Genomic DNA, 20285 nt, shown 5'->3' with positions numbered 1-20285 from the left:
CAGCGTTTGTGTCCCATGGGCGCAAGCTCAGCCGTGGAATCCTTCTGCAAGCAGATAGACTTCTCGCGAACGGGCACGCGAGGCTTCCGGCTTGCGAGTCGTCACCTTGCGGAAACTGCTGCGCAGCTCCTTCAAATATGCATCGAACCCTTCTCCTTGGAAGACCTTGGCCAGAAAGCGCCCCCCAGGCGACAAGGTTTGACGTGCCAGATCAAGCGCTAGCTCGACGAGATACATCGCCTGCGGCTGATCGATGGCCGCCATACCACTCATATTGGGGGCCATGTCAGACATCACAAGGTCGACACGACGCCCACCCAAGGCGGCAAGCACCCGCTCTAGCACGTCCATCTCGGTAAAATCGCCTTGCACGAACGTGACGCCCGCCAAGGCATCCACCTCCAGGATATCGGACGCCACCACGCAGCCCTTGGTCCCGACCTTGTCGGCGGCGATCTGGCTCCACCCACCTGGCGCGGCGCCAAGATCAATGACGGTCATGCCCGGCTTGAGAAGCGCATCCTTGGCATCGATTTCGAGAAGCTTGTAACTTGCCCGCGAACGATAGCCATCTTGCCACGAACGCTGCACGTAGCGATCGTCGAAGTGCTCCTTGAGCCAAGAGGCCGAGCTCTTGCTAGTATGCGAGGATCGTGCCACGGGTCACCTAAATCGGTAGCAATCAGAACCTTTCCGGAAGGCGGGAGCGGGCTAGCTAAGCGGGCGACACGGCCTTTCCAAGACGCCGCTTTCCCCGTAACATGGCGCGTTCAATCTTTTCTCGGCGCTGCGTATCGCATTGGCCACAGTCTAGAGCGATCGTCAGCAACTGCACCGACATGCGACCTGCTCGCATTCTTATAACGCCCTCGGTGACACGCCGAGTGTCCGCCAACCCGGAACAGTCACGATACCATGAGCTTGTCACAGGCACAAAAGAAAGCATTTCGTAGCATCGGCCACCACCTGAACCCCGTTGTGACGGTGTCAGAGAACGGGCTTTCCGAAGGCGTTCTGGCCGAACTCGCACGCGCACTGGAAGATCACGAACTGGTCAAAGTCAAGCTTGCCATCGGCGACCGCGACGACCGCCAAGCAGTGATCGCCGAACTGACCGAGGCCAGCCACAGCGAACTCGTCCAGACGATCGGCAAGATCGCGTTGCTTTATCGTCACAACCCTCGCGTCAACCCCAAGCTGTCCAACATCCAGCGCTTCGAAAACCACCACGGGCGGCGCTGAGCGACCGCGCTTCGCGCGAGCTGGAAACCCACAAAGTGCGATAGGCTAGCGACGAAAACACCCCGCAACCATCCTGCGGGGTGTTTTTCTTCCTACTTCATGCTTCCAGGCGCCCAGCGCCGCTCTTCCGGCTAATAGTTTCCGACTTCCGGTGCAGCCGGGTTACAGGTGCTCTACGCTAGCGATCTCGTATTCGACATCGCCACCCGGGGTACGCACGAGCACCGTGTCGCTTACTTCCTTGCCGATCAGGGCGCGCGCGATTGGCGAAGTCACGGAGATCCGCCCTTCCTTGATGTCGGCTTCATCTTCACCAACGATCCGGTAGCGCACTTCCTCATCGTTTTGCAGGTTGATCAACTCGACTGTCACGCCGAAGATCACCTTGCCAGTTTTGGGCAGCTTGGTGACGTCGATCACCTGCGACGCGGAAAGCTTGCCTTCGATCTCCTGGATACGCCCTTCGATGAACCCTTGCTGCTCGCGCGCAGCGTGGTATTCGGCATTCTCCTTGAGATCGCCGTGCTCACGCGCCTCGGCAATGGCGTTGATCACCTGGGGACGTTCCACGCTCTTGAGGTGATCGAGCTCTTCTCGCAGGCTTTGTTCGCCCGCAACGGTCATCGGGACCTTGTTCATGTGCTTGCTCCTGCATGCAGTTCCTGCAGCCGCCGTACGGTAATTGCATTTCCATACTCAAGCGCCATACACACCGCACGCGCCCCAGCCAGCGTCGTGGCATAGGGGACCTTGCGAGCGAGTGCAGTACGACGGATCACGGAAGAATCACTGATCGCCTGGCGGCCTTCGGTCGTATTAACGATATAAGCCACTTCGTCGTTCTTGAGCATGTCGACGATATGAGGGCGACCTTCATAGACCTTATTGACGACCTTGACCGGGAGGCCAGCCGCTTCAAGAGCGATGGCGGTGCCACGGGTCGCGATCAGGCTGAAGCCCAATGCTAGCAGAGATTGGGCCACCTCGGTAATCTCGCTCTTGTCCGGGTCGCGCACCGAGAGAAATGCCTTACGCTCGCCGTCCAGGCGCGGAATCGCTTCGCCCGCGCCCAGTTGCGCCTTGTAAAAGGCTTCGGCGAAGGTCGAACCACTCCCCATCACCTCGCCGGTGGACTTCATCTCCGGCGACAGAATCGGGTCGACGCCGGGGAACTTGTTGAACGGGAAGACGGCTTCCTTGACGCTGTAGTAGCCTGGCAGGCGTTCGCGGGTAAAGCCCTGCTCGGCAAGGGTCTGACCGGCCATGCAGCGTGCCGCGACCTGGGCCAGCGAGATGCCGATGCACTTGGACACGAATGGCACCGTGCGCGATGCACGCGGATTGACCTCGATGACGTAGATCTCACCATCCTGCCAGGCGAGCTGCACGTTCATCAGCCCCACCACGTTGAGCTCCAACGCCATGCGCTTGACCTGGTCGCGCATCTCATCCTGCACCTCCGCCGGTAGCGAATACGGCGGTAGCGAACATGCCGAGTCACCAGAGTGCACGCCGGCCTGCTCGATATGCTGCATGATGCCGCCGATCACCACCTGCTCGCCGTCGCTGACCGCGTCGATATCGACCTCGACAGCCGCGTTGAGGAAGTGATCCAGCAGCACCGGCGAGTCATTGGACACCTTGACGGCATGCGTCATGTAGCTTTCCAACTCGGAGGCGTCATAGACGATCTCCATAGCGCGGCCGCCAAGCACGTAGCTGGGACGCACCACCAGCGGGTAACCGATCTTCTCGGCCTTGGCGAAGGCATCCTCGAAGCTGCGCGCGGTGGCGTTGGGGGGCTGCTTGAGGCCCAGCTTGTCGATCATCTGCTGGAAGCGCTCGCGATCCTCGGCGCGATCGATGGCATCCGGCGTGGTACCGATGATCGGCACGCCGGCCGCCTCCAACGCACGCGCCAACTTGAGCGGGGTCTGCCCGCCGAACTGCACGATCACCCCGGCCGGCTTCTCCTTGTCGGCGATCTCCAGCACATCCTCGAGCGTCACCGGCTCGAAGTAGAGACGGTCCGAGGTGTCGTAGTCGGTGGAGACGGTCTCCGGGTTGCAGTTGACCATGATGGTCTCGTAACCGTCTTCCCGCATCGCGAGCGCCGCGTGCACGCAGCAGTAGTCGAACTCGATGCCCTGACCGATGCGATTGGGTCCACCGCCCAGCACCATGATCTTCTGGCGGTCGCTGACCTCGGCCTCGCACTCTTCCTCATAGGTGGAGTACATGTAGGCCGTGCTGGACGCGAACTCGGCGGCACAGGTGTCAACGCGCTTGTAGACCGGGCGAATGCCGTGCTTCTGGCGCGTCTTGCGGAATTCTTCCTCAGAGACCCCGAGCAGCGTAGCCAGACGCGCATCGGCAAACCCCTTGCGCTTGAGGCGGAACAGTGCCGCCGCCGACAGCTCGTTCAGCGAGCGACTGGCGAGCTGCTGCTCAAGACGCACAAGCTCCTCGATCTGCACCAGGTACCAGCGGTCGATGTTGGTCAGCGCGAAGACCTCATCGAGGCTCATGCCCGCACGTATCGCATCTGCTACGAAGAAGATGCGATCGGCGCCGGCGGCCTGCAACTCGCCCTTGATCAGCGCCATGCCCGCATCGTTGAAGTCGGTAACCTTCGGATCCAGACCATCGACGCCGGTTTCCATGCCGCGTAGCGCCTTTTGCAACGACTCTTGGAAGGTCCGCCCAATGGCCATGGTCTCGCCCACCGACTTCATCTGCGTAGTCAGACGATCGTTGGCCTGGGGAAACTTCTCGAAGGTGAAACGCGGGATCTTGGTGACCACGTAGTCGATGGACGGCTCGAACGAGGCCGGCGTCTTGCCGCCGGTGATGTCGTTCTGCAGCTCGTCGAGGGTATAGCCCACCGCCAACTTGGCAGCGATCTTGGCGATCGGGAAGCCGGTGGCCTTGGAGGCCAGCGCCGAGGAGCGACTGACGCGCGGGTTCATCTCGATGACCACCACACGACCGGTCTGTGGATCGACGCCGAACTGCACGTTGGAACCGCCGGTCTCGACACCAATCTCGCGCAACACCGCCAGGGAGGCGTCGCGCATGACCTGGTATTCCTTGTCGGTCAGCGTCTGCGCCGGCGCGACGGTAATGGAATCCCCGGTATGCACGCCCATGGGGTCGAAGTTTTCGATGGCGCAAACGATGATGCAATTGTCGTGCTTGTCGCGCACGACCTCCATCTCATATTCCTTCCACCCCAACAGTGACTCGTCGATCAACAGCTCATGGTTGTTGGAAAGCTCGAAACCTCGGGTGCAGATTTCCTCGAACTCTTCCTTGTTGTAGGCCACCCCGCCGCCGGAACCCCCCATGGTATAGGACGGCCGAATAATCACCGGGAAACCCAGCTCACCCTGGATCTCCCACGCCTCACTCATACGGTGGGCGACTTTGGCCTTGGGGCATTCCAGACCGATGTTCTTCATCGCCTTGTCGAACAGATCGCGGTCTTCGGCCTTGTTGATGGCATCGGCATTGGCGCCGATCATCTCCACGCCGTATTGCATCAACACGCCGTGCTTATCGAGATCCAGCGCGCAGTTGAGCGCCGTCTGTCCGCCCATCGTCGGCAAAATGGCGTCAGGGCGTTCTTTCTCAATGATCTGGGCCACCGCCTGGCAGGTGATCGGCTCGATATAGGTCGCATCCGCCATCACCGGGTCGGTCATGATGGTGGCCGGATTGGAGTTGACCAGGATGACTCGATAGCCCTCCTCGCGCAGCGCCTTGCAGGCCTGGGCGCCGGAGTAATCGAATTCGCACGCCTGGCCAATGACGATGGGCCCGGCGCCGATGATCAGGATGCTTTGGATGTCGGTACGTTTCGGCATGACGATTCCCGCTAACTTGGTGACTGACGACGGCTCAACGTGAAAGCGCCTCCGCCGTGCGGAGGCGGGGCCTTAGCGACGCGCTTGCATCAAGGCGATGAAACGATCGAATAGCGGCGCAACATCACGCGGGCCGGGGCTGGCCTCAGGGTGCCCTTGAAAGCTGAACGCCGGGCAATCGGTGCGCTCGATGCCCTGCAACGTACCATCGAACAACGAACGGTGCGTGGCCCGCACGTTGGCCGGCAGGCTCGCCTCGTCGACCGCGAAGCCGTGATTCTGGCTGGTGATCATCACCCGCCCGGTGTCGAGATCTTCGACCGGATGGTTGGCGCCATGATGGCCGTTGTTCATCTTCACCGTGCGCGCCCCGGAGGCTAAGCCCAGCAGTTGGTGCCCCAGGCAGATGCCGAACAACGGCAGCCCGGCGTCGATCACCTCGCGGATTGCCGCGATGGCGTAATCGCAAGGCTCTGGATCGCCCGGCCCATTAGCCAGAAAGACGCCATCGGGATTCATCGCCAGCACCTCGGCGGCCGGCGTCTGCGCCGGCACCACCGTCAGGCGGCAGCCGCGCGAAGCCAGCATGCGCAGGATGTTGAACTTGGCCCCATAGTCATAGGCCACGACATGGAAGGGGCGCTCGCCCTGGGCCGCATCGGCGTAGCCGCTGCCCAGTGCCCATTCGCCTTCGCTCCATTCGTAGGTGGCGCGACAGCTCACTTCCTTGGCGAGATCCATGCCTTTGAGGCCTGGAAAGGCGCGTGCCGCCTCCAAGGCCCGCTCGACGGCATCCTCGCCCTCGGCATCGCTACCCGCCAGGATCGCGCCATTCTGCGCGCCCTTATCGCGCAACAACCGCGTCAGGCGCCGCGTGTCGATATCGGCGATACCCAGCACATTGCCGCGTTTGAGATACTCATCGAGGCTCGCCTCGCTGCGAAAATTGCTGGCCATGAGCGGCAAGTCACGGATCACCAGACCGGCCGCGGCGATGGCGGCGGATTCGATGTCCTCGGCGTTGACGCCGGTATTGCCGATGTGAGGGTAAGTGAGAGTAACGATTTGTCGCGTGTAGGAGGGGTCGGTAAGGATTTCCTGATAGCCAGTCATGGCCGTATTGAAAACCACTTCACCACTGGTCTGTCCATCGGCTCCAATGGCACTGCCATGAAATACACTGCCGTCTTCCAAGGCCAATATCGCGGGTCTGATCAACGCAACGTCCTCCCCTTGTCATGCGCGAGTCTGGGCCGGGGCCGGCGTATCGCCGGGCCCCTCGTGTTCAAGGAGCACTGAGAGTATTGACGACCGCCGCTCGCGGGTCGTAAAAAAGCGGGACGAAACCTGAAAGAAGCCCGGTTTCATCCCGCCTTTTTGTCATTCGCTCGGATCCCTGTGGCCGCCAATGCCCAATGCGTTTGCCCGGCCAAATTGGCTCGATGATACGTGATTTACAGGACGCGGACTACCCCTTGAGACCCAGCACGTCCTGCATATCGTAGCGGCCACTGTCACGCGAGGCGACCCAGCGCGCCGCACGCACCGCGCCCTTGGCGAAGGTCATGCGGCTGGAGGCCTTGTGGGTGATCTCGATGCGCTCGCCCTCGGTGGCGAACATCACGGTATGCTCACCAACAATGTCGCCGGCACGCACGGTGGCGAAACCAATCTCCTTGTCGCCGCGCGGCCCGCACTGGCCGACCCGCTCGAAGACGCCATCTTCCTTGAGGTCGCGATCCAAGGCCTTGGCCACGACCTCCCCCATCTTCAGCGCCGTGCCGGAAGGCGAATCGACCTTGTGGCGATGATGCGCCTCGCTCACTTCGATATCGTAGCCCTCGTCACCCAGCGCCCGAGCAGCGGTTTCCAATAACTTGAGGGTGAGATTGACGCCGACGCTCATGTTGGGCGCGAATACCATGGGGACGCGGTCACGATACCCGTCGAGCTCGGCGAGCTCGGTATCGGAGAGCCCCGTGGTGCCAATCACGATGGCCTTGCCGTGCTCGGCGCAAAACGCCAGATTGGCCAGCGTGACCCGAGGCGTGGTGAAGTCGATCAGCACATCGAAGGCGTCGACGATGGCAGCGGGGTCGTCCGTGGCATTCACGCCCAGACGTCCAGCACCGGCAAGCTCGCCAATGTCGGCACCGACCAACGAGCTGCCGGGTTCGACGATGCCGCCCGCCAAGCTGGCCTCGGGATCCTGCTGTACGGCGTTGACCAGGGTGCGGCCCATGCGCCCGGCGACGCCGACGATGGCGATACGCGTCATGTGGACTCCTTGCGATTACGTGTCGATGAATACCGGAGAGTATACCAAATCGCCCCGCATTCCCGTCACGCACACTGCCGCCGATCATGCGGCATCAGCTCACGGCGGACTTCCAGACGATATCGAGCGACTCACGGCTGGCCATCCGCTCGAGATGCAGCGCCACGACCTCTTCGAGGCGCTCGCGGGTCGCCTCATCTTCGGCCGTCAACTGCAGATGCAAGGCATCCACCTCGGCGCGCATGTGGCATACCCCGCCGTCGAACGTGACGCGCCCTTGATGCTCATCGTGGGAAACGTTCAGCTTGTGCTGCCAGTGCTTGCACAGGCGGTTGATGTAACGCGAACCGGATGTCGTCAAGACGACGGCTTGGGACTCGGACATAGTACCTCCACAATCGTTTAGCATTCTAACAACCCGCTTATTATGGCATGCGCCCCCGCGTCTCTCCGGCAACGCATTGTTCGTCAACACTGGACTCGGAGCCTCCAGAAGAGCGAGCACAAGGCGGAACGCTTCGTTCCGCATGGCTCGACGAGCCCCGGAGATGCAGGCATACTAGCCGCTAAATGCAGACGACAATTAGTCGCAAAAAATAGCGATACGAATTAGCGCCTTGCGCCGTATCTCGACAACATCATCCAGCCGACACTACCCATGCACATCCCACTACTGAAAGCCGCTGCCGGCGCAGCCCTGACCCTTGTCTCCGCGGCCACTCTGGCAGAGGAGATCACCGTCACCGACGTCGCCGGCCGCGAGGTCACCGTCGATGCCCCCGTGGAGCGCGTGATCCTCGGCGAGGGACGCCAGATCTACCTGCTGGCGGCACTCCAGCCGGCGGACCCGTTCGAGCACGTGGTGGGCTGGCGCAAGGACTTCTCCCAGGCCGACCCGGACAATTACGCTGCCTACGCCGCCAAGTTCCCCGAGATGACCGATATCCCGACCTTCGGCGGCTTCAAGGACGGCACCTTCGATGTCGAGCAGGCCGCTGCGCTCCAGCCGGACGTGGTACTGATGAACCTCGAAGCCAAGGCGGCCACCGAGGATGCGGCCTATGACGACAAGCTCGCCAAACTCGGTATTCCGATCGTCTACGTGGACTTCCGTGAAAAGCCACTCGAACACACCATTCCCTCGATGCGCCTGATGGGCCGTCTGCTGGGCGAGGAAGACCGGGCCCAGGCCTTCATCGACTTTTCCCAGGCGCAGATGGCCCGGGTTACCGAAACGATCGCCGCCGCCGATCCCGAGCGCCCCAAGGTCTTCATCGATCGCGCGGGGGGCTATTCCGAAGACTGCTGCATGAGCTTCGGGCCGGGCAACTTCGGCGAGTATGTCGAGATCGCGGGCGGCACCAACATCGCGGCCGATATCATCCCCAACACCTTCGGCACCCTGAACCCAGAGCAGATCATCGCCGCCAACCCCGACCACGTGGTCGTCACCGGCGGCAACTGGGACGCCTATGTACCCGGCGGCGACTGGGTCGGCGTGGGCCCGGGCGCCGACATGGACGCGGCCCGGGCCAAGCTCCAGGCGCTGACCCAGCGCACCGCCATGACCGGCATCACGGCCGTGGGAAAAGACAATTTCCACGCCATCTGGCATCAGTTCTACAACAGCCCTTACTACTTCGTCGCCGTGCAACGGTTGGCCAAATGGTTCCACCCGGAACTATTCCACGACCTGGACCCCGAAGCGACGCTGAAGACATTGCACCAACGCTTCCTGCCGGTCGACTACCAACCCGGATATTGGGTCTCCCTGAATGAGCAGTGATACGGCCGCCAGCACCAACGCGCCACGAGAGGGCGCATTCTACCGTGGCCTGGTGATCAAGCGTCAGTTGATCCTAGCCGCCCTGACGCTGGCACTGTGCCTGAGCCTGTGCGTCGATCTGGCGCTCGGTCCCGCACGCTTCGGACTGTCACAAGTGGTCGCCGCCATCTTCACGCCCGATGCCGTCAGCCAGCCGGTCAGGGTCATCCTCTGGGAAATTCGCATGCCGGTGGCGCTGATGGCGCTGGTGGTGGGCGCCAGTCTGTCGATCGCCGGCGCCCAGATGCAGACCATCCTCAGCAACCCGCTGGCCAGCCCCTTCACGCTGGGCATCTCGGCCGGCGCCAGCTTCGGTGCCGCCCTGGCGCTGGCCTTCGGCGTGTCGCTGGTGCCCGCGGCGGTCGACTACATCATCCCGATCAATGCCTTCGTCATGGCCATGCTGACCGCCGGCGCCATTCACCTGTTGAGCATGCGCCGCGGGGTGACCGTCGAGACCATCGTGCTGCTAGGCATCGCCATGGTGTTCATCTTCAACTCGCTGATGGCCCTGATTCAGTTCTTCGCCAGCCAGCAGGCGGTATCGGCAGTGGTGTTCTGGACCATGGGCAGCCTGACCAAGGCCACCTGGCCCAAGCTGTGGATTGCCGCCGGTGTACTGGCCATTATCCTGCCCCTGCTGGCGCGCCGTGGCTGGGCGCTGACCGCCATGCGCCTGGGCGACGCCAAGGCCGAGAGCCTGGGCGTCAATCCCCGCGCACTGCGCCTGGAAGTACTGGTGCTGGTCTCGCTGCTGGCCGCCATCTCGGTAGCCTTCGTCGGCACCATCGGCTTCATCGGCCTGGTCGGGCCGCATATCGCCCGCCTACTACTAGGGGAAGATCAGCGTTTCTTCTTGCCTGGCTCGGCGCTCTGCGGCGCCCTGATCCTCTCCGTGGGTTCAGTGCTATCGAAGATCATCCTGCCCGGCACTATCATCCCCATTGGCATCATCACCTCACTGGTGGGCATTCCATTCTTCCTGTTCCTCGTGCTCAACCACAAGAAGGCTTCATGGTAACGCTTACGCTAGATTGCCTGTCGGCCCACTATGGCCGGCGCCAGATCCTCTCAGAGATCACCACGCCGACCTTCGCCGGCGGACAGATCGTGTCCCTGCTCGGCCCCAATGCGGCCGGCAAGTCGACCCTCTTCCGGCGCATCCTCGGGCTGCTCAAGGGCAGTGGCGAAGTCCGTATCGAGGGCACCACCAGCGAGCGTCCGGTGGCCTACATGCCTCAGGAAACCGGGTCCACTGCTGTACTGACGGTCTACGAATCGGTGCTCTTGGCGCGCATGCAGGGTCGCAGCCTGAAGGTTCAACCCGACGACCTGCATGAGGTCGACCGTTCCCTGGAAGACCTGGGCATCGCGACACTTGGCGAGCGTGATATCAGTGACCTCAGTGGCGGGCAGCGCCAGTTGGTGAGCGCGGCCCAGGCGCTGGTTCAGGCCCCCGAGATCCTGCTCCTGGATGAACCCACGTCGGCGCTGGACCTGCACCGCCAGATCAACCTGCTGGATATTTTGCGACGACTGGCCCGCGAGCGGGAGATGCTGATCATCGCCTCGCTGCATGACATAGGCCATGCGCTGCGCTTTACCGACCAGGCAATAGTGCTCGAGAACGGCCAACTGGTGGCCTGCGGCGCCACCAACGAGGTGGTCACGCCAAAGCTGCTGCGGCGCATTTTCCAAGTCGAAGCCCGCATCGAGCCGTGCTCTCAGGGACGCCCTCAACTCATCGTCGAAGCAGCCGTTTAAACCGCCCCTCGAATCCCGCAAGGGCAGCGCCGCCTAACACCAGCGGCAGGGCCAGCAGGAAGCTACTGGTGAGCGGCAGCCCGAAGATCCACAGATCCGCCAGCACTGGCCAGATCAGGGCCACATATTCGAATGGCGCCAGACGCGAGACCTCAGCATAGCGTAGCGCCAAGGTCATGCAGATATGCGCCGCGCCGCCGAACAGCCCGGACAGCACCAGCAAGCCGAGCGTCTCCCCCGACACGACCACCCATCCCATCGGCAGCGTCGCAAGGCCCGCCAGGGTCGTGACCATCACGAAGTAGAAGGCGATAGAGGCCGGCGTCTCGGTGCGTGAAATACGCCGCACGGTCATTAACGCCCCCGCTGTCAGCAAGGCCGCCAGGATGCCCAGCGCATACCCGAGGACACGCCCACCACTCTGATGCCCCTGAAGATCGGGCACCACCAGCACCGCTACGCCGCTGAGCACCAGCGCCAGGGCCACCGCCCGATGCAGCGAAAAACGCTCACCGAGCAGCATCACTCCGCCCACCGCCATCGCCACCGGCGACAACTGCGCCAGCAGCGTCGCCTCGGCCACCGGCAGACGAGCCACCGCCGCGAAGGCGGCAAACATCGCCGCCGCCCCCAATCCCGAGCGCAACAGATGCCCAAGCGGACGCCGCGTGGCCAAGGCCGCGGGGAACTGCCGGCGCCAGGCCATGAAGGCCACGATCGGCAACAGCGCGAACAGTGAGCGAAAGAAGACCGTCTGACCCAATGGCACCTCGGTGCTCACCGCCTTGACGCACACCATCATCCCGGCGAAGAGAATGCCCGAGACCAGCCTGAGCAGAATACCGGCCAGGGGCCGATCCGCGACATCGTCCATGAGTGTCCTTGTCGTTCTATTCAAGTAGGAAGGGCACCCCTCGTCGTGCCGTAGCCAGGCAGCTCACCGGTGAGCGAAGCAATATGATACACGATAACCGGGAATGATTCCCATCTTCAAATGGCGCATGAAGCGCCTGCTGAGCTAGCGACGGACACGAAAAGGCCCCGCCTCCTCACGGAGTGCGGGGCCTTGGTCGTTCGGGCCAGAAAGCCGACTTATGGCTTCATGTCCTCGAAGAACTTCTTCACGCCGTCGAAGAAGCTCGACTTCTTCGGCGAGTGATGGCTGTTACTGCCATCCAGGCTTTCCTGGAAGCGACGCAGCAGGTCCTTCTGTTCCTCGCCCAGGTTGACTGGCGTTTCTACCACGACCTTGCACAACAGGTCGCCCGGTGGACCGCCGCGCACCGGTTTGACGCCCTTGCCCTTGAGCCGGAACATCTTGCCGGTCTGCGTCTCCGGTGGAATCTTCAACTTGACCCGGCCGTCCAGGGTCGGTACTTCCAGCTCACCGCCCAGCGTCGCATCAATGAAGTTGATCGGGACATCACACTGCAGGTGGCGACCGTCACGCTCGAAGATCGGGTGCGGCTTGATCGCCGCCTGCACGTAAAGATCCCCCGGCGGCCCGCCATTGAGCCCCGATTCACCTTCGTTGTTGAGACGAATCCGGTCGCCGGTATCGACCCCGGCGGGGATCTTCACCGACAAGGTCCGCGTTTCGCGGACGCGCCCTTCACCATGACACTTGCGGCACGGCACCTTGATGCTCTGACCGGCGCCATGACAGGTCGGGCAGGTCTGCTGCACGGCGAAGAAGCCTTGCTGCATGCGCACCTGGCCCTGACCGTGGCAGGTCGGGCAGGTCTCCTTGCTGGAGCCCGGCTCGGCACCATCGCCATCGCAATGCTCACACGCGATATGGCGCGGCACACGAATATCGACCGTGGTACCGGCAACGGCGTCCTCGAGATCGATCTCGAGGTTGTAGCGCAGGTCGGCGCCACGTTGCGGTGCGTTGGGATTGCGGCGCCCGCCGCCCCCGAAGATATCGCCGAACACATCGCCGAAGATATCGCTGAAACCGCCTGCACCGGCGCCACCGCCACCGAAGCCGCCGCCACCCTGGCCGTCGACGCCGGCATGGCCGAACTGGTCATAGGCACTGCGTTTTTCTTCATCGGCGAGCACTTCATAAGCTTCGGACACTTCTCGGAACTTCTCCGCCGAAGTGTCATCATCCGGATTGCGATCCGGATGGTACTTCTGGGCGAGTCGACGGTAAGCCTTCTTGATCTCTTTCTGATCGGCTCCCCGTTCGATGCCCAATATTTCGTAATAATCACGCTTGGACATGGATGGTCCGCCTCCGTGTCGGCGCTGCGCAAACAGCAACGCGGGAGAACATCCCCCGCGCTGCCGTCATGCGAGCATCAGACGTCGTGGTTACTGCTTTTTCTGGTCGTCGTTGACTTCCTCGTACTCGGCGTCAACCACATCGTCTTCTTTCTTCTGGGCGCCATCGTCGGCTTGCTGCTCGCCACCCTCGGCGCTTGCGTCGCCCTGTTCGGCGTACATCTTCTGTGCAAGGTTGCCGGAGGCTTCAGTCAGCGCGTCGAGCTTGGCCTGGATATGCTCCTGGTCGTCGCCCTTGGTGGCTTCCTCGAGCTCGCTGATCGCGGTCTCGATTTGCTCTTTCTCGCTGGCCTCGACCTTGTCGCCGGCCTCTTCGAGGGTCTTGCGCGCGGCGTGGACCATGCCATCGGCTTGGTTACGCAACTGCACCAGTTCCTCGAATTTCTTGTCCTCGGCCTCGTGAGCCTCGGCATCCTTGACCATCTGATCGATCTCTTCGTCGGAGAGACCGCCGGAAGCCTTGATGACGATGGACTGTTCCTTGCCAGTAGCCTTGTCCTTGGCAGAGACGTTGAGGATGCCGTTGGCGTCCAGATCGAATGCCACTTCGATCTGCGGCACGCCACGCGGCGCCGGCGGAATGTCGGCCAGGTCGAAACGGCCCAGCGACTTGTTGCCGCCCGACTGCTTGCGCTCACCTTGCAGCACGTGGATGGTCACGGCCGTCTGATTGTCATCCGCAGTCGAGAAGGTCTGGGTCTTCTTCGTCGGGATGGTGGTGTTTTTCTCGATCAACGGCGTCATCACACCCCCCAGGGTTTCGATACCCAGGGTCAGCGGCGTGACGTCGAGCAACAGCACGTCCTTGACGTCGCCACCCAGCACGCCGCCTTGAATCGCCGCGCCCACGGCCACGGCTTCGTCCGGGTTGACGTCCTTGCGGGCATCCTTGCCGAAGAAGTCGGCCACCTTGGATTGCACCAGCGGCATGCGTGTCTGGCCGCCGACCAAGATCACATCGTCGATCTCGGAAGCGGACAGGCCGGCATCACTCAGCGCGGTCTTGCACGGCCCCAGCGATTGCTTGACCAGATCTTCGACCAGCGACTCGAGTTTGGCCCGGGTGATCTTGACGTTAAGGTGCTTGGGCCCGGTGTTATCGGCCGTGATGTACGGCAGATTGACTTCGGTCTGCTGAGCCGCAGACAGTTCGATCTTGGCTTTCTCGGCGGCTTCCTTGAGACGCTGCATGGCAAGGCTATCGCCGGACAGGTCAATACCGGAATCGCTCTTGAACTGCTGCACGAGGTAGTCGATCAGCTTGAGGTCGAAGTCTTCGCCGCCCAGGAAGGTGTCACCGTTGGTGGCCAGCACTTCGAACTGAGTCTCGCCATCGACATCGGCTACTTCGATGATGGAGATATCGAAGGTACCGCCGCCCAGGTCATAGACGGCGATGGTCTTGTCGCCACGCGCCTTGTCCATGCCATAGGCCAGCGCCGCCGCCGTCGGCTCGTTGATGATGCGCTTGACTTCGAGACCAGCGATGCGACCGGCATCCTTGGTGGCCTGGCGCTGGCTGTCGTTGAAGTACGCCGGCACGGTAATCACCGCTTCGGTGACTTCTTCACCGAGATAGTCCTCGGCGGTCTTCTTCATCTTCTTCAGCACTTCCGCACTGACCTGCGGTGGGGCCAGCTTGTTGCCCTTGACCTCAACCCAGGCATCGCCATTGTCGGCCTCGGTGATGGTATAAGGCACCATCTTGATGTCTTTCTGGACGACGTCGTCCTTGAACTTGCGGCCGATCAGACGCTTGATCGCATACAGCGTGTTGCTGGGATTAGTCACGGCCTGGCGCTTGGCGGCCTGGCCGACCAGCGTCTCACCATCGTCAGTGTAGGCGATGATGGAAGGCGTGGTGCGTGTACCTTCCGCGTTTTCGATCACCTTCGCGTCGCCGCCGTCCAAGATGGCAACACAGGAGTTGGTGGTCCCCAAATCAATACCGATGATGCGTCCCATTGGAATACCTCAAATCGTTGCTTGACTGTTTCGTCTTCGTCGGCGGCATCGCCGCCTCGTTGTTCGTCTATTTGGGGGGTGGGGACACGCCTTTCAAGGGCTTCGGCGTCACATCACTCCCCTGCCACATCAATTGGTGGCTTGGCTGACGACCACCATCGCCGGACGTACCAGACGTCCATTCAGTAGATAGCCCTTCTGCATGACCTCGATAACGGTGTTGGGCTCAACTTCGGGATTGGGCACCATGGTCATGGCTTCATGCACTTGCGGGTCGAACGGTTCGCCTTGCGGGTCAACTGCCTCCACGCCAAACTTGTTGAGCACGTCGAGCTGCAACTTCAGGGTCATTGCGACCCCCTCACGATGCACCTCGCTGGCGCCTTCCTGCATCGACTCCAGCGCCTTTTCCAGGCTGTCGACGACCGGCAGCAACTCATTGACAAACTTTTCCAAGGCGAACTTGCGTGCCTTTTCGACATCTTGCTCAGCGCGGCGACGCACGTTCTGCGCCTCGGCGGCGGCACGCACTGCCTGATCCTTGGACTCCGTCAAGGCTTGCTCCAGTTCTTCGACACGCACAGCCAGCGCGTCGGCTTCCGGGTTTTCGAGCGCTTCGGCATCGGCCTCGCTGGCTTCGACATCCTCGACGACGCCTTCGAGTTCAGCATCGTCTCCGATGGTGTCGTCCGGCTGGGGTTCGGCATCGCGCTCGGCGCGAGCCAGCTCTTCCTCGGTTGGGGTCTGCGGGTCTTTGGCCATGAGTTTCTCCTGACAGCTGGCGCGGCCCGAAGCCGCATCTAATAAGCGATTGCCTCCTATATGGGGATGCGATGAACGATCTCAAGCCATCCATATCGACTGCACTGACTGGCAATTGAAGCCCCCACCCAACTACTGTATAAACACACAGAGATCGGCTTCGTTTCCGACGCCCGGAGGTTTTCATGCTGATACAGCTTGCCATTCGCGACTACGCCATCGTCGAGCGCCTCGATCTGGACCTGCACGACGGTATGACAGCCATCACCGGCGAGACCGGCGCCGGCAAATCGATCATGCTCGGCGCCCTGGGGCTATGCCTGGGAGAGCGCGCCGACGTGGGCAGCGTGCGCCATGGCTGCGAACGCGCGGACATCAGTGCGCGCTTCGATATCACCCGACTCGCCGACGCTCGCGCCTGGCTCGCCGAGCGCGAACTACCACAAGACGAATGCTTGCTACGGCGTGTCGTCACCGCCTCGGGGCGCTCCAAGGCCTGGATCAACGGCCAACCGGTCACGGTGAGCGATCTGAGAGCACTGGGTGAGCACCTCATCGAGGTCCACAGCCAACACGCCCATCAAGCGCTCTTGCGCGAAGAAACTCATCTGCGCCTGCTCGACACCTATGCCGGCCAGACCGACGCCGTGAAAACCCTCGGCGAACAGTTTCATCACTGGCGCGCACGTCGACGGCGACTACGCGATCTGCAAGAAAGCGGCGATGAAGTCCAGGCACGGCGTCAGCTGCTGCGTTATCAGGTCGAGGAACTGGATCAACTGGCGCTCGCCGAGGGGGAACTGGACACGCTGGAGGACGAGCAGACCCAACTGGCCAACCTCGAGGAAGTCTTGGGTGACGCTCAATTCGCTGCCGACTGTTGCGATCAGGACGAGCACGGCGCGCGCTCGTTGCTGCACCACGCCACCACACGCCTGGGGAATGCACCCGAGCAGACCCGACGCCAACTGGAAGACGCGCTTTCCATGCTGGGCGAGGCGCAAATCCAGATTGAGGAGGCGGCGCGCGAGCTGCACCGCTTCGTAGACACCACCGAGCTTGACCCGCAGCGCCTGGCGGAGGTCGAGACCCGCCTCGGCGAAGTGCATCGCATCGCGCGTAAGCATCATGTCATGCCCGAGGAGCTGCGCGACCTGCATCAACGTTTGAGCGACGAACTGGCCAGCCTAGAAGGCGGCGAGCATGACCTGGAGGCGCTCGCCGAGGAAGTGGAACAGGCCCGCGACGCCTATCGACAGCAAGCGAAGGCGGTCGGCGAGGCGCGCCTCGAAGCGGCACGCGACTTCGGCGAGGCCGTACAGGCACAACTCGCCTTCCTGGGGTTGGGCAAGGCGACCTTCGAGGTTGCCATTTCACCGCGTGAGACACCCCAGGCCGAAGGGCTCGACCAGATACGCTTCATGATCAGCGCCAACCCCGGCCAGCCGTCACGCCCGCTGAGCAAGGTTGCCTCGGGCGGCGAGCTATCGCGCATCAGTCTGGCGATCCAGGTCGTCGCCGCACAGCACAGCAGCGCCCCCAGCATGGTCTTCGATGAAGTCGATGTCGGTGTGTCCGGCGCCATCGCGGAAATCGTCGGCCAGCTACTGCGACGCCTCGGCGCCCAAGGACAGATCTTGACCGTGACGCATCTGCCGCAAGTCGCGGCCCAGGCACATCATCATCTACATATCGAAAAGCATGCCGAACACGACACGACGCTCACGCATATGGCGCTGCTCGACGATGCCGGACGCGTGCGCGAACTGGCCCGCATGCTCGGCGGCGTCAAGCTCTCCGACCGCACCCTGGCGCATGCTCGTGAAATGCTCGACGCCAGCCAGCACGCCCAGCATTGAGCTCACCTGGCTCCAGCTCCATAGCCGTCCTCGACGACGAGGGGTACGAAACGACGAAACCGGCATGAAGGCCGGTTTCGTCATCGGTGCACGCTAGCTGCTCAGGCTACTTCTTGCCGGGCCCTGAGCCTTCTTGACGCGTCACGCTGGATCCCTTAGGACGCACGTAGAGTACCAGAGCATGATCGACGAGCTCGAAGCCGTGCTCCTCGGCGATCTCACGTTGACGCCGCTCAATGGTGTCGTCGAAGAATTCAATGATCTCGCCGCTTTCCAGGCACACCATATGATCGTGGTGTTCTTCCTGCGACAATTCGAACACGGCGTGTCCGCCATCGAAATTGTGACGAATGACCAGCCCCGCGGTCTCGAACTGGGTCAAGACACGATATACGGTTGCTAGACCGACATCATCACCTGCGTCGAGCAAAGCCTTGTAGACATCTTCGGCGCTCAGATGGTGTTGGTCCTGCGTGCTTTCGAGAATTTGCAGGATCTTGACGCGCGGCAAGGTGACTTTTAGCCCCGCCTTGCGCAGTTCATGGTTCTGATCGGCCATGGTTGCGGTTGCTCTTCGCAGTATCGTGGTAGGTCAGGTATGATCAATCCAGGCAACGATAGTGAATGATAGGCGCAAATGCAAAACTTGATTAAAACAGTCACCTTTTCCGTCGCCCTGGCGCTCGTCAGCGGCTGCAGCTATGTCGGCGTTTACAAACGCGACCTGGCCCAGGGCAACCTCATCACCCAAGATATGGTCTCGCAACTCGAGACCGGCATGACCAAGGAGCAGGTTCGCTATGTCATGGGCAGCCCCCTACTCAAAGGACCGTTCAACGAAGACCGTTGGGACTACGTCTTCTACCTCGATGAAGCCTATGACGATGTCGAACAAAAGCGCGTCACGCTGACCTTCCAGAACGACAAGCTGGCCGACATCGAGCGTGAGGGCGATATTGAGGAAGATGTCGCTCTCTCGACTCAAAGCGACCCCGGCCCAGCGATGGAAGGCCCCGGGCCAGGCGGCGGCCCTGCAGCAGGCCCCGGCTACGCACCGGAAAAGTAAATGCGTCGCGCCCTGAGTTAGTCGTCTCCCCGAGCCCGCGCCAAGCGCGCTTGCTTGGGGTCGACCGTCAATGGGCGATAGATCTCGACGCGATCTCCTTCTACTAGCGTCCGCTGTTCCGGCGCACGCAATGCTTGGCCATAGATTCCTAATGTCGCGTGTTCGAAAAAGGCTTCTCCGCGCTCGGGAAACAAGGCTGGAAAGTCGGCCATCACGACCGCGTCGCGTGCCGACGTATCCGGTGGCACGGCGAGCGCGACGACACGCTGGCGATGAGGCTCCGCGAAAGCGACCTCGACGTTGATGTGTGTTTGCTCGATGTCATTGGCGGCCATAAAGCGCATCCGCACGGCGCGTGAACGCATCGACCAACTGGCCGGCAACTTGCTGGAACAGCTTGCCAAACGCCATTCCCAACAGACGATTGGAAAATTCGAACTCCATTTCCAGGCTCACTCGACAGGACGACTCGCCCATCGACGTGAACACCCAGCGCCCGCTGAGACGCTTGAAAGGTCCCCGGTCGAGCGATAGGTCGATCCGCTCGTGAGGGTAAAGCTCGTTACGTGTAGCCAGGGTCTGCTCCACGCCCCCCTTGGCCAGCGTCATCTCACCTATCAGATAGCGCCCCTCTTCGTGCTCGATGACCCGTGCTCGACGGCATCCCGGCAAGAACTCAGGATAACTTTCGAAATCGTTGACCAGATCGAACATCGCCTTGCATGAATGTTTTACCAAGGCAGACCGGTTGACCGTAGGCATTCACCACTCCGCTGACTTTGTTGCGCCGTGCGCGTATGATGGAAGGTTAACATCAAGGCCTTGAATGATATCACGACTTCCCCCATTTCATGGGGCTAGCGGATTCGGCGCATAGTAATGTAGAGGTTCCATGGCCAAGAAAAAGGGCAATATAGGCTCGAGCACCATCGCGCAGAACAAGAAGGCTCGCTTCGAATACCATATCGACGAGACCTTCGAGGCGGGTTTGTCACTGTCCGGATGGGAGGTCAAGAGCCTGCGTGCCGGCAAGGCGCAGCTCACCGATACCTACATCCTGATCAAGAATGGCGAAGCTTGGCTGCTGGGCAGTCACATCACGCCGCTCAATACCGTGAGCACGCATGTGGTGGCGGATCCGTCGCGTACGCGCAAATTACTGCTGCATCGCAAGGAGATCGCCAAGATCTTCTCGCGCACCCAGGACAAGGGGCATACCTGCGTGCCACTGAAGCTGTACTGGAAGAAAAATCTCGTCAAATGCGAGCTCGCTCTGGTCCGCGGCAAGAAGATGCACGACAAGCGCGCCACGGAAAAGGCCCGCGACTGGGACCGTGAAAAGGCCCGTATCATGCGTGCTCACTGA

General features: G+C 61.7%; 20 protein-coding genes. 7 read left to right on the top strand and 13 right to left on the bottom strand.

The features are described from left to right. Positions 1 to 27 precede the first annotated feature (27 nt). Positions 28 to 660 carry a 23S rRNA (uridine(2552)-2'-O)-methyltransferase RlmE gene (gene rlmE, locus RVY79_RS06265; protein WP_317463195.1) on the bottom strand — a complete coding sequence of 211 codons (633 nt, stop codon included), beginning with the start codon at positions 658 to 660 and terminating at the stop codon, positions 28 to 30. Positions 661 to 915: 255 nt separating this feature from the next. Between rlmE and yhbY the strand changes: the two genes are divergently transcribed. Next, positions 916 to 1242: a ribosome assembly RNA-binding protein YhbY gene (gene yhbY / locus RVY79_RS06260; protein WP_317463194.1), complete on the top strand. Its 327-nt coding sequence runs from the start codon at positions 916 to 918 to the stop codon at positions 1240 to 1242. Positions 1243 to 1404: 162 nt separating this feature from the next. Here the strand turns inward: yhbY and greA are convergent, their stop codons facing one another. The 5 genes from greA to RVY79_RS06235 form a co-directional block, all read right to left on the bottom strand. Beyond that, positions 1405 to 1881 carry a transcription elongation factor GreA gene (gene greA / locus RVY79_RS06255; protein WP_317463193.1) on the bottom strand — a complete coding sequence of 159 codons (477 nt, stop codon included), beginning with the start codon at positions 1879 to 1881 and terminating at the stop codon, positions 1405 to 1407. Next, positions 1878 to 5108, bottom strand: a complete 3231-nt coding sequence (gene carB / locus RVY79_RS06250) for a carbamoyl-phosphate synthase large subunit (protein ID WP_317463191.1) — start codon at positions 5106 to 5108, stop codon at positions 1878 to 1880. The genes greA and carB overlap by 4 nt, the downstream gene beginning before the upstream one ends. A 72-nt stretch (positions 5109 to 5180) precedes the next feature. Beyond that, entirely contained in the window at positions 5181 to 6326 is a 1146-nt protein-coding gene (gene carA, locus RVY79_RS06245; protein ID WP_317463190.1) for a glutamine-hydrolyzing carbamoyl-phosphate synthase small subunit, read from the bottom strand. A gap of 250 nt (positions 6327 to 6576) precedes the next feature. Next, entirely contained in the window at positions 6577 to 7386 is an 810-nt protein-coding gene (gene dapB / locus RVY79_RS06240; RefSeq protein ID WP_317463189.1) for a 4-hydroxy-tetrahydrodipicolinate reductase, read from the bottom strand. A 94-nt stretch (positions 7387 to 7480) separates the two neighbouring features. Beyond that, the gene (locus RVY79_RS06235) at positions 7481 to 7771 is read right to left on the bottom strand and encodes a DUF2218 domain-containing protein (RefSeq protein ID WP_317463188.1); all 291 of its coding nucleotides are present in this window, start codon (positions 7769 to 7771) and stop codon (positions 7481 to 7483) included. A 273-nt stretch (positions 7772 to 8044) separates the two neighbouring features. Here RVY79_RS06235 and RVY79_RS06230 point away from each other — a divergent pair, with 273 nt between their 5' ends. Genes RVY79_RS06230 through RVY79_RS06220 form a run of 3 tightly spaced genes read left to right on the top strand, consistent with a single transcriptional unit; the run spans position 8045 to position 10975 of the window. Continuing rightward, positions 8045 to 9172 (top strand): ABC transporter substrate-binding protein, encoded by a 1128-nt coding sequence (locus RVY79_RS06230; protein ID WP_317463187.1) that lies wholly within the window; start codon positions 8045 to 8047, stop codon positions 9170 to 9172. After that, positions 9162 to 10232, top strand: a complete 1071-nt coding sequence (locus RVY79_RS06225; RefSeq protein ID WP_317463186.1) for an iron ABC transporter permease — start codon at positions 9162 to 9164, stop codon at positions 10230 to 10232. The genes RVY79_RS06230 and RVY79_RS06225 overlap by 11 nt, the downstream gene beginning before the upstream one ends. Continuing rightward, positions 10226 to 10975 (top strand): ABC transporter ATP-binding protein, encoded by a 750-nt coding sequence (locus RVY79_RS06220; protein WP_317463185.1) that lies wholly within the window; start codon positions 10226 to 10228, stop codon positions 10973 to 10975. Before RVY79_RS06225 ends, RVY79_RS06220 begins: the two co-directional genes overlap by 7 nt. Here the strand turns inward: RVY79_RS06220 and RVY79_RS06215 are convergent. The 4 genes from RVY79_RS06215 to grpE all read right to left on the bottom strand — a co-directional run bounded on the left by RVY79_RS06215 (position 10953) and on the right by grpE (position 15994). Beyond that, the gene (locus tag RVY79_RS06215) at positions 10953 to 11849 is read right to left on the bottom strand and encodes a DMT family transporter (protein ID WP_317463183.1); all 897 of its coding nucleotides are present in this window, start codon (positions 11847 to 11849) and stop codon (positions 10953 to 10955) included. The genes RVY79_RS06220 and RVY79_RS06215 overlap by 23 nt on opposite strands. A gap of 218 nt (positions 11850 to 12067) precedes the next feature. After that, a complete protein-coding gene (dnaJ, locus tag RVY79_RS06210) occupies positions 12068 to 13207 on the bottom strand; it encodes a molecular chaperone DnaJ (RefSeq protein ID WP_317463182.1) in 1140 nt (379 codons plus the stop codon). 90 nt (positions 13208 to 13297) lie between these two features. Next, positions 13298 to 15232, bottom strand: a complete 1935-nt coding sequence (gene dnaK, locus RVY79_RS06205) for a molecular chaperone DnaK (RefSeq protein WP_317463180.1) — start codon at positions 15230 to 15232, stop codon at positions 13298 to 13300. A gap of 129 nt (positions 15233 to 15361) precedes the next feature. Beyond that, positions 15362 to 15994 (bottom strand): nucleotide exchange factor GrpE, encoded by a 633-nt coding sequence (grpE, locus tag RVY79_RS06200; RefSeq protein WP_317463179.1) that lies wholly within the window; start codon positions 15992 to 15994, stop codon positions 15362 to 15364. Between the two features lie 185 nt (positions 15995 to 16179). Between grpE and recN the strand changes: the two genes are divergently transcribed. After that, entirely contained in the window at positions 16180 to 17853 is a 1674-nt protein-coding gene (gene recN, locus RVY79_RS06195; RefSeq protein ID WP_317463178.1) for a DNA repair protein RecN, read from the top strand. A gap of 106 nt (positions 17854 to 17959) precedes the next feature. Here the strand turns inward: recN and fur are convergent, their stop codons facing one another. After that, positions 17960 to 18412 carry a ferric iron uptake transcriptional regulator gene (fur, locus tag RVY79_RS06190; protein ID WP_040239960.1) on the bottom strand — a complete coding sequence of 151 codons (453 nt, stop codon included), beginning with the start codon at positions 18410 to 18412 and terminating at the stop codon, positions 17960 to 17962. A 78-nt stretch (positions 18413 to 18490) separates the two neighbouring features. Here fur and RVY79_RS06185 point away from each other — a divergent pair, with 78 nt between their 5' ends. After that, positions 18491 to 18919, top strand: a complete 429-nt coding sequence (locus RVY79_RS06185) for an outer membrane protein assembly factor BamE (RefSeq protein WP_317463176.1) — start codon at positions 18491 to 18493, stop codon at positions 18917 to 18919. A gap of 17 nt (positions 18920 to 18936) precedes the next feature. Here RVY79_RS06185 and RVY79_RS06180 read toward each other — a convergent pair whose 3' ends face one another. After that, positions 18937 to 19254 (bottom strand): RnfH family protein, encoded by a 318-nt coding sequence (locus RVY79_RS06180; protein ID WP_317463174.1) that lies wholly within the window; start codon positions 19252 to 19254, stop codon positions 18937 to 18939. Continuing rightward, a complete protein-coding gene (locus tag RVY79_RS06175; protein WP_317463173.1) occupies positions 19241 to 19681 on the bottom strand; it encodes a type II toxin-antitoxin system RatA family toxin in 441 nt (146 codons plus the stop codon). Before RVY79_RS06175 ends, RVY79_RS06180 begins: the two co-directional genes overlap by 14 nt. A 130-nt stretch (positions 19682 to 19811) precedes the next feature. On the opposite strand from RVY79_RS06175, the gene smpB reads away from it, so the two are divergent. Further along, positions 19812 to 20285: an SsrA-binding protein SmpB gene (gene smpB, locus RVY79_RS06170; RefSeq protein ID WP_246897454.1), complete on the top strand. Its 474-nt coding sequence runs from the start codon at positions 19812 to 19814 to the stop codon at positions 20283 to 20285.

It is taken from the genome of Chromohalobacter sp. HP20-39 (assembly GCF_033052815.1).
Classification (GTDB): Bacteria; Pseudomonadota; Gammaproteobacteria; order Pseudomonadales; family Halomonadaceae; genus Chromohalobacter.
Note: the sequence above shows the minus strand (reverse complement) of the source record. Positions and strands in the feature narration are given on the sequence as shown.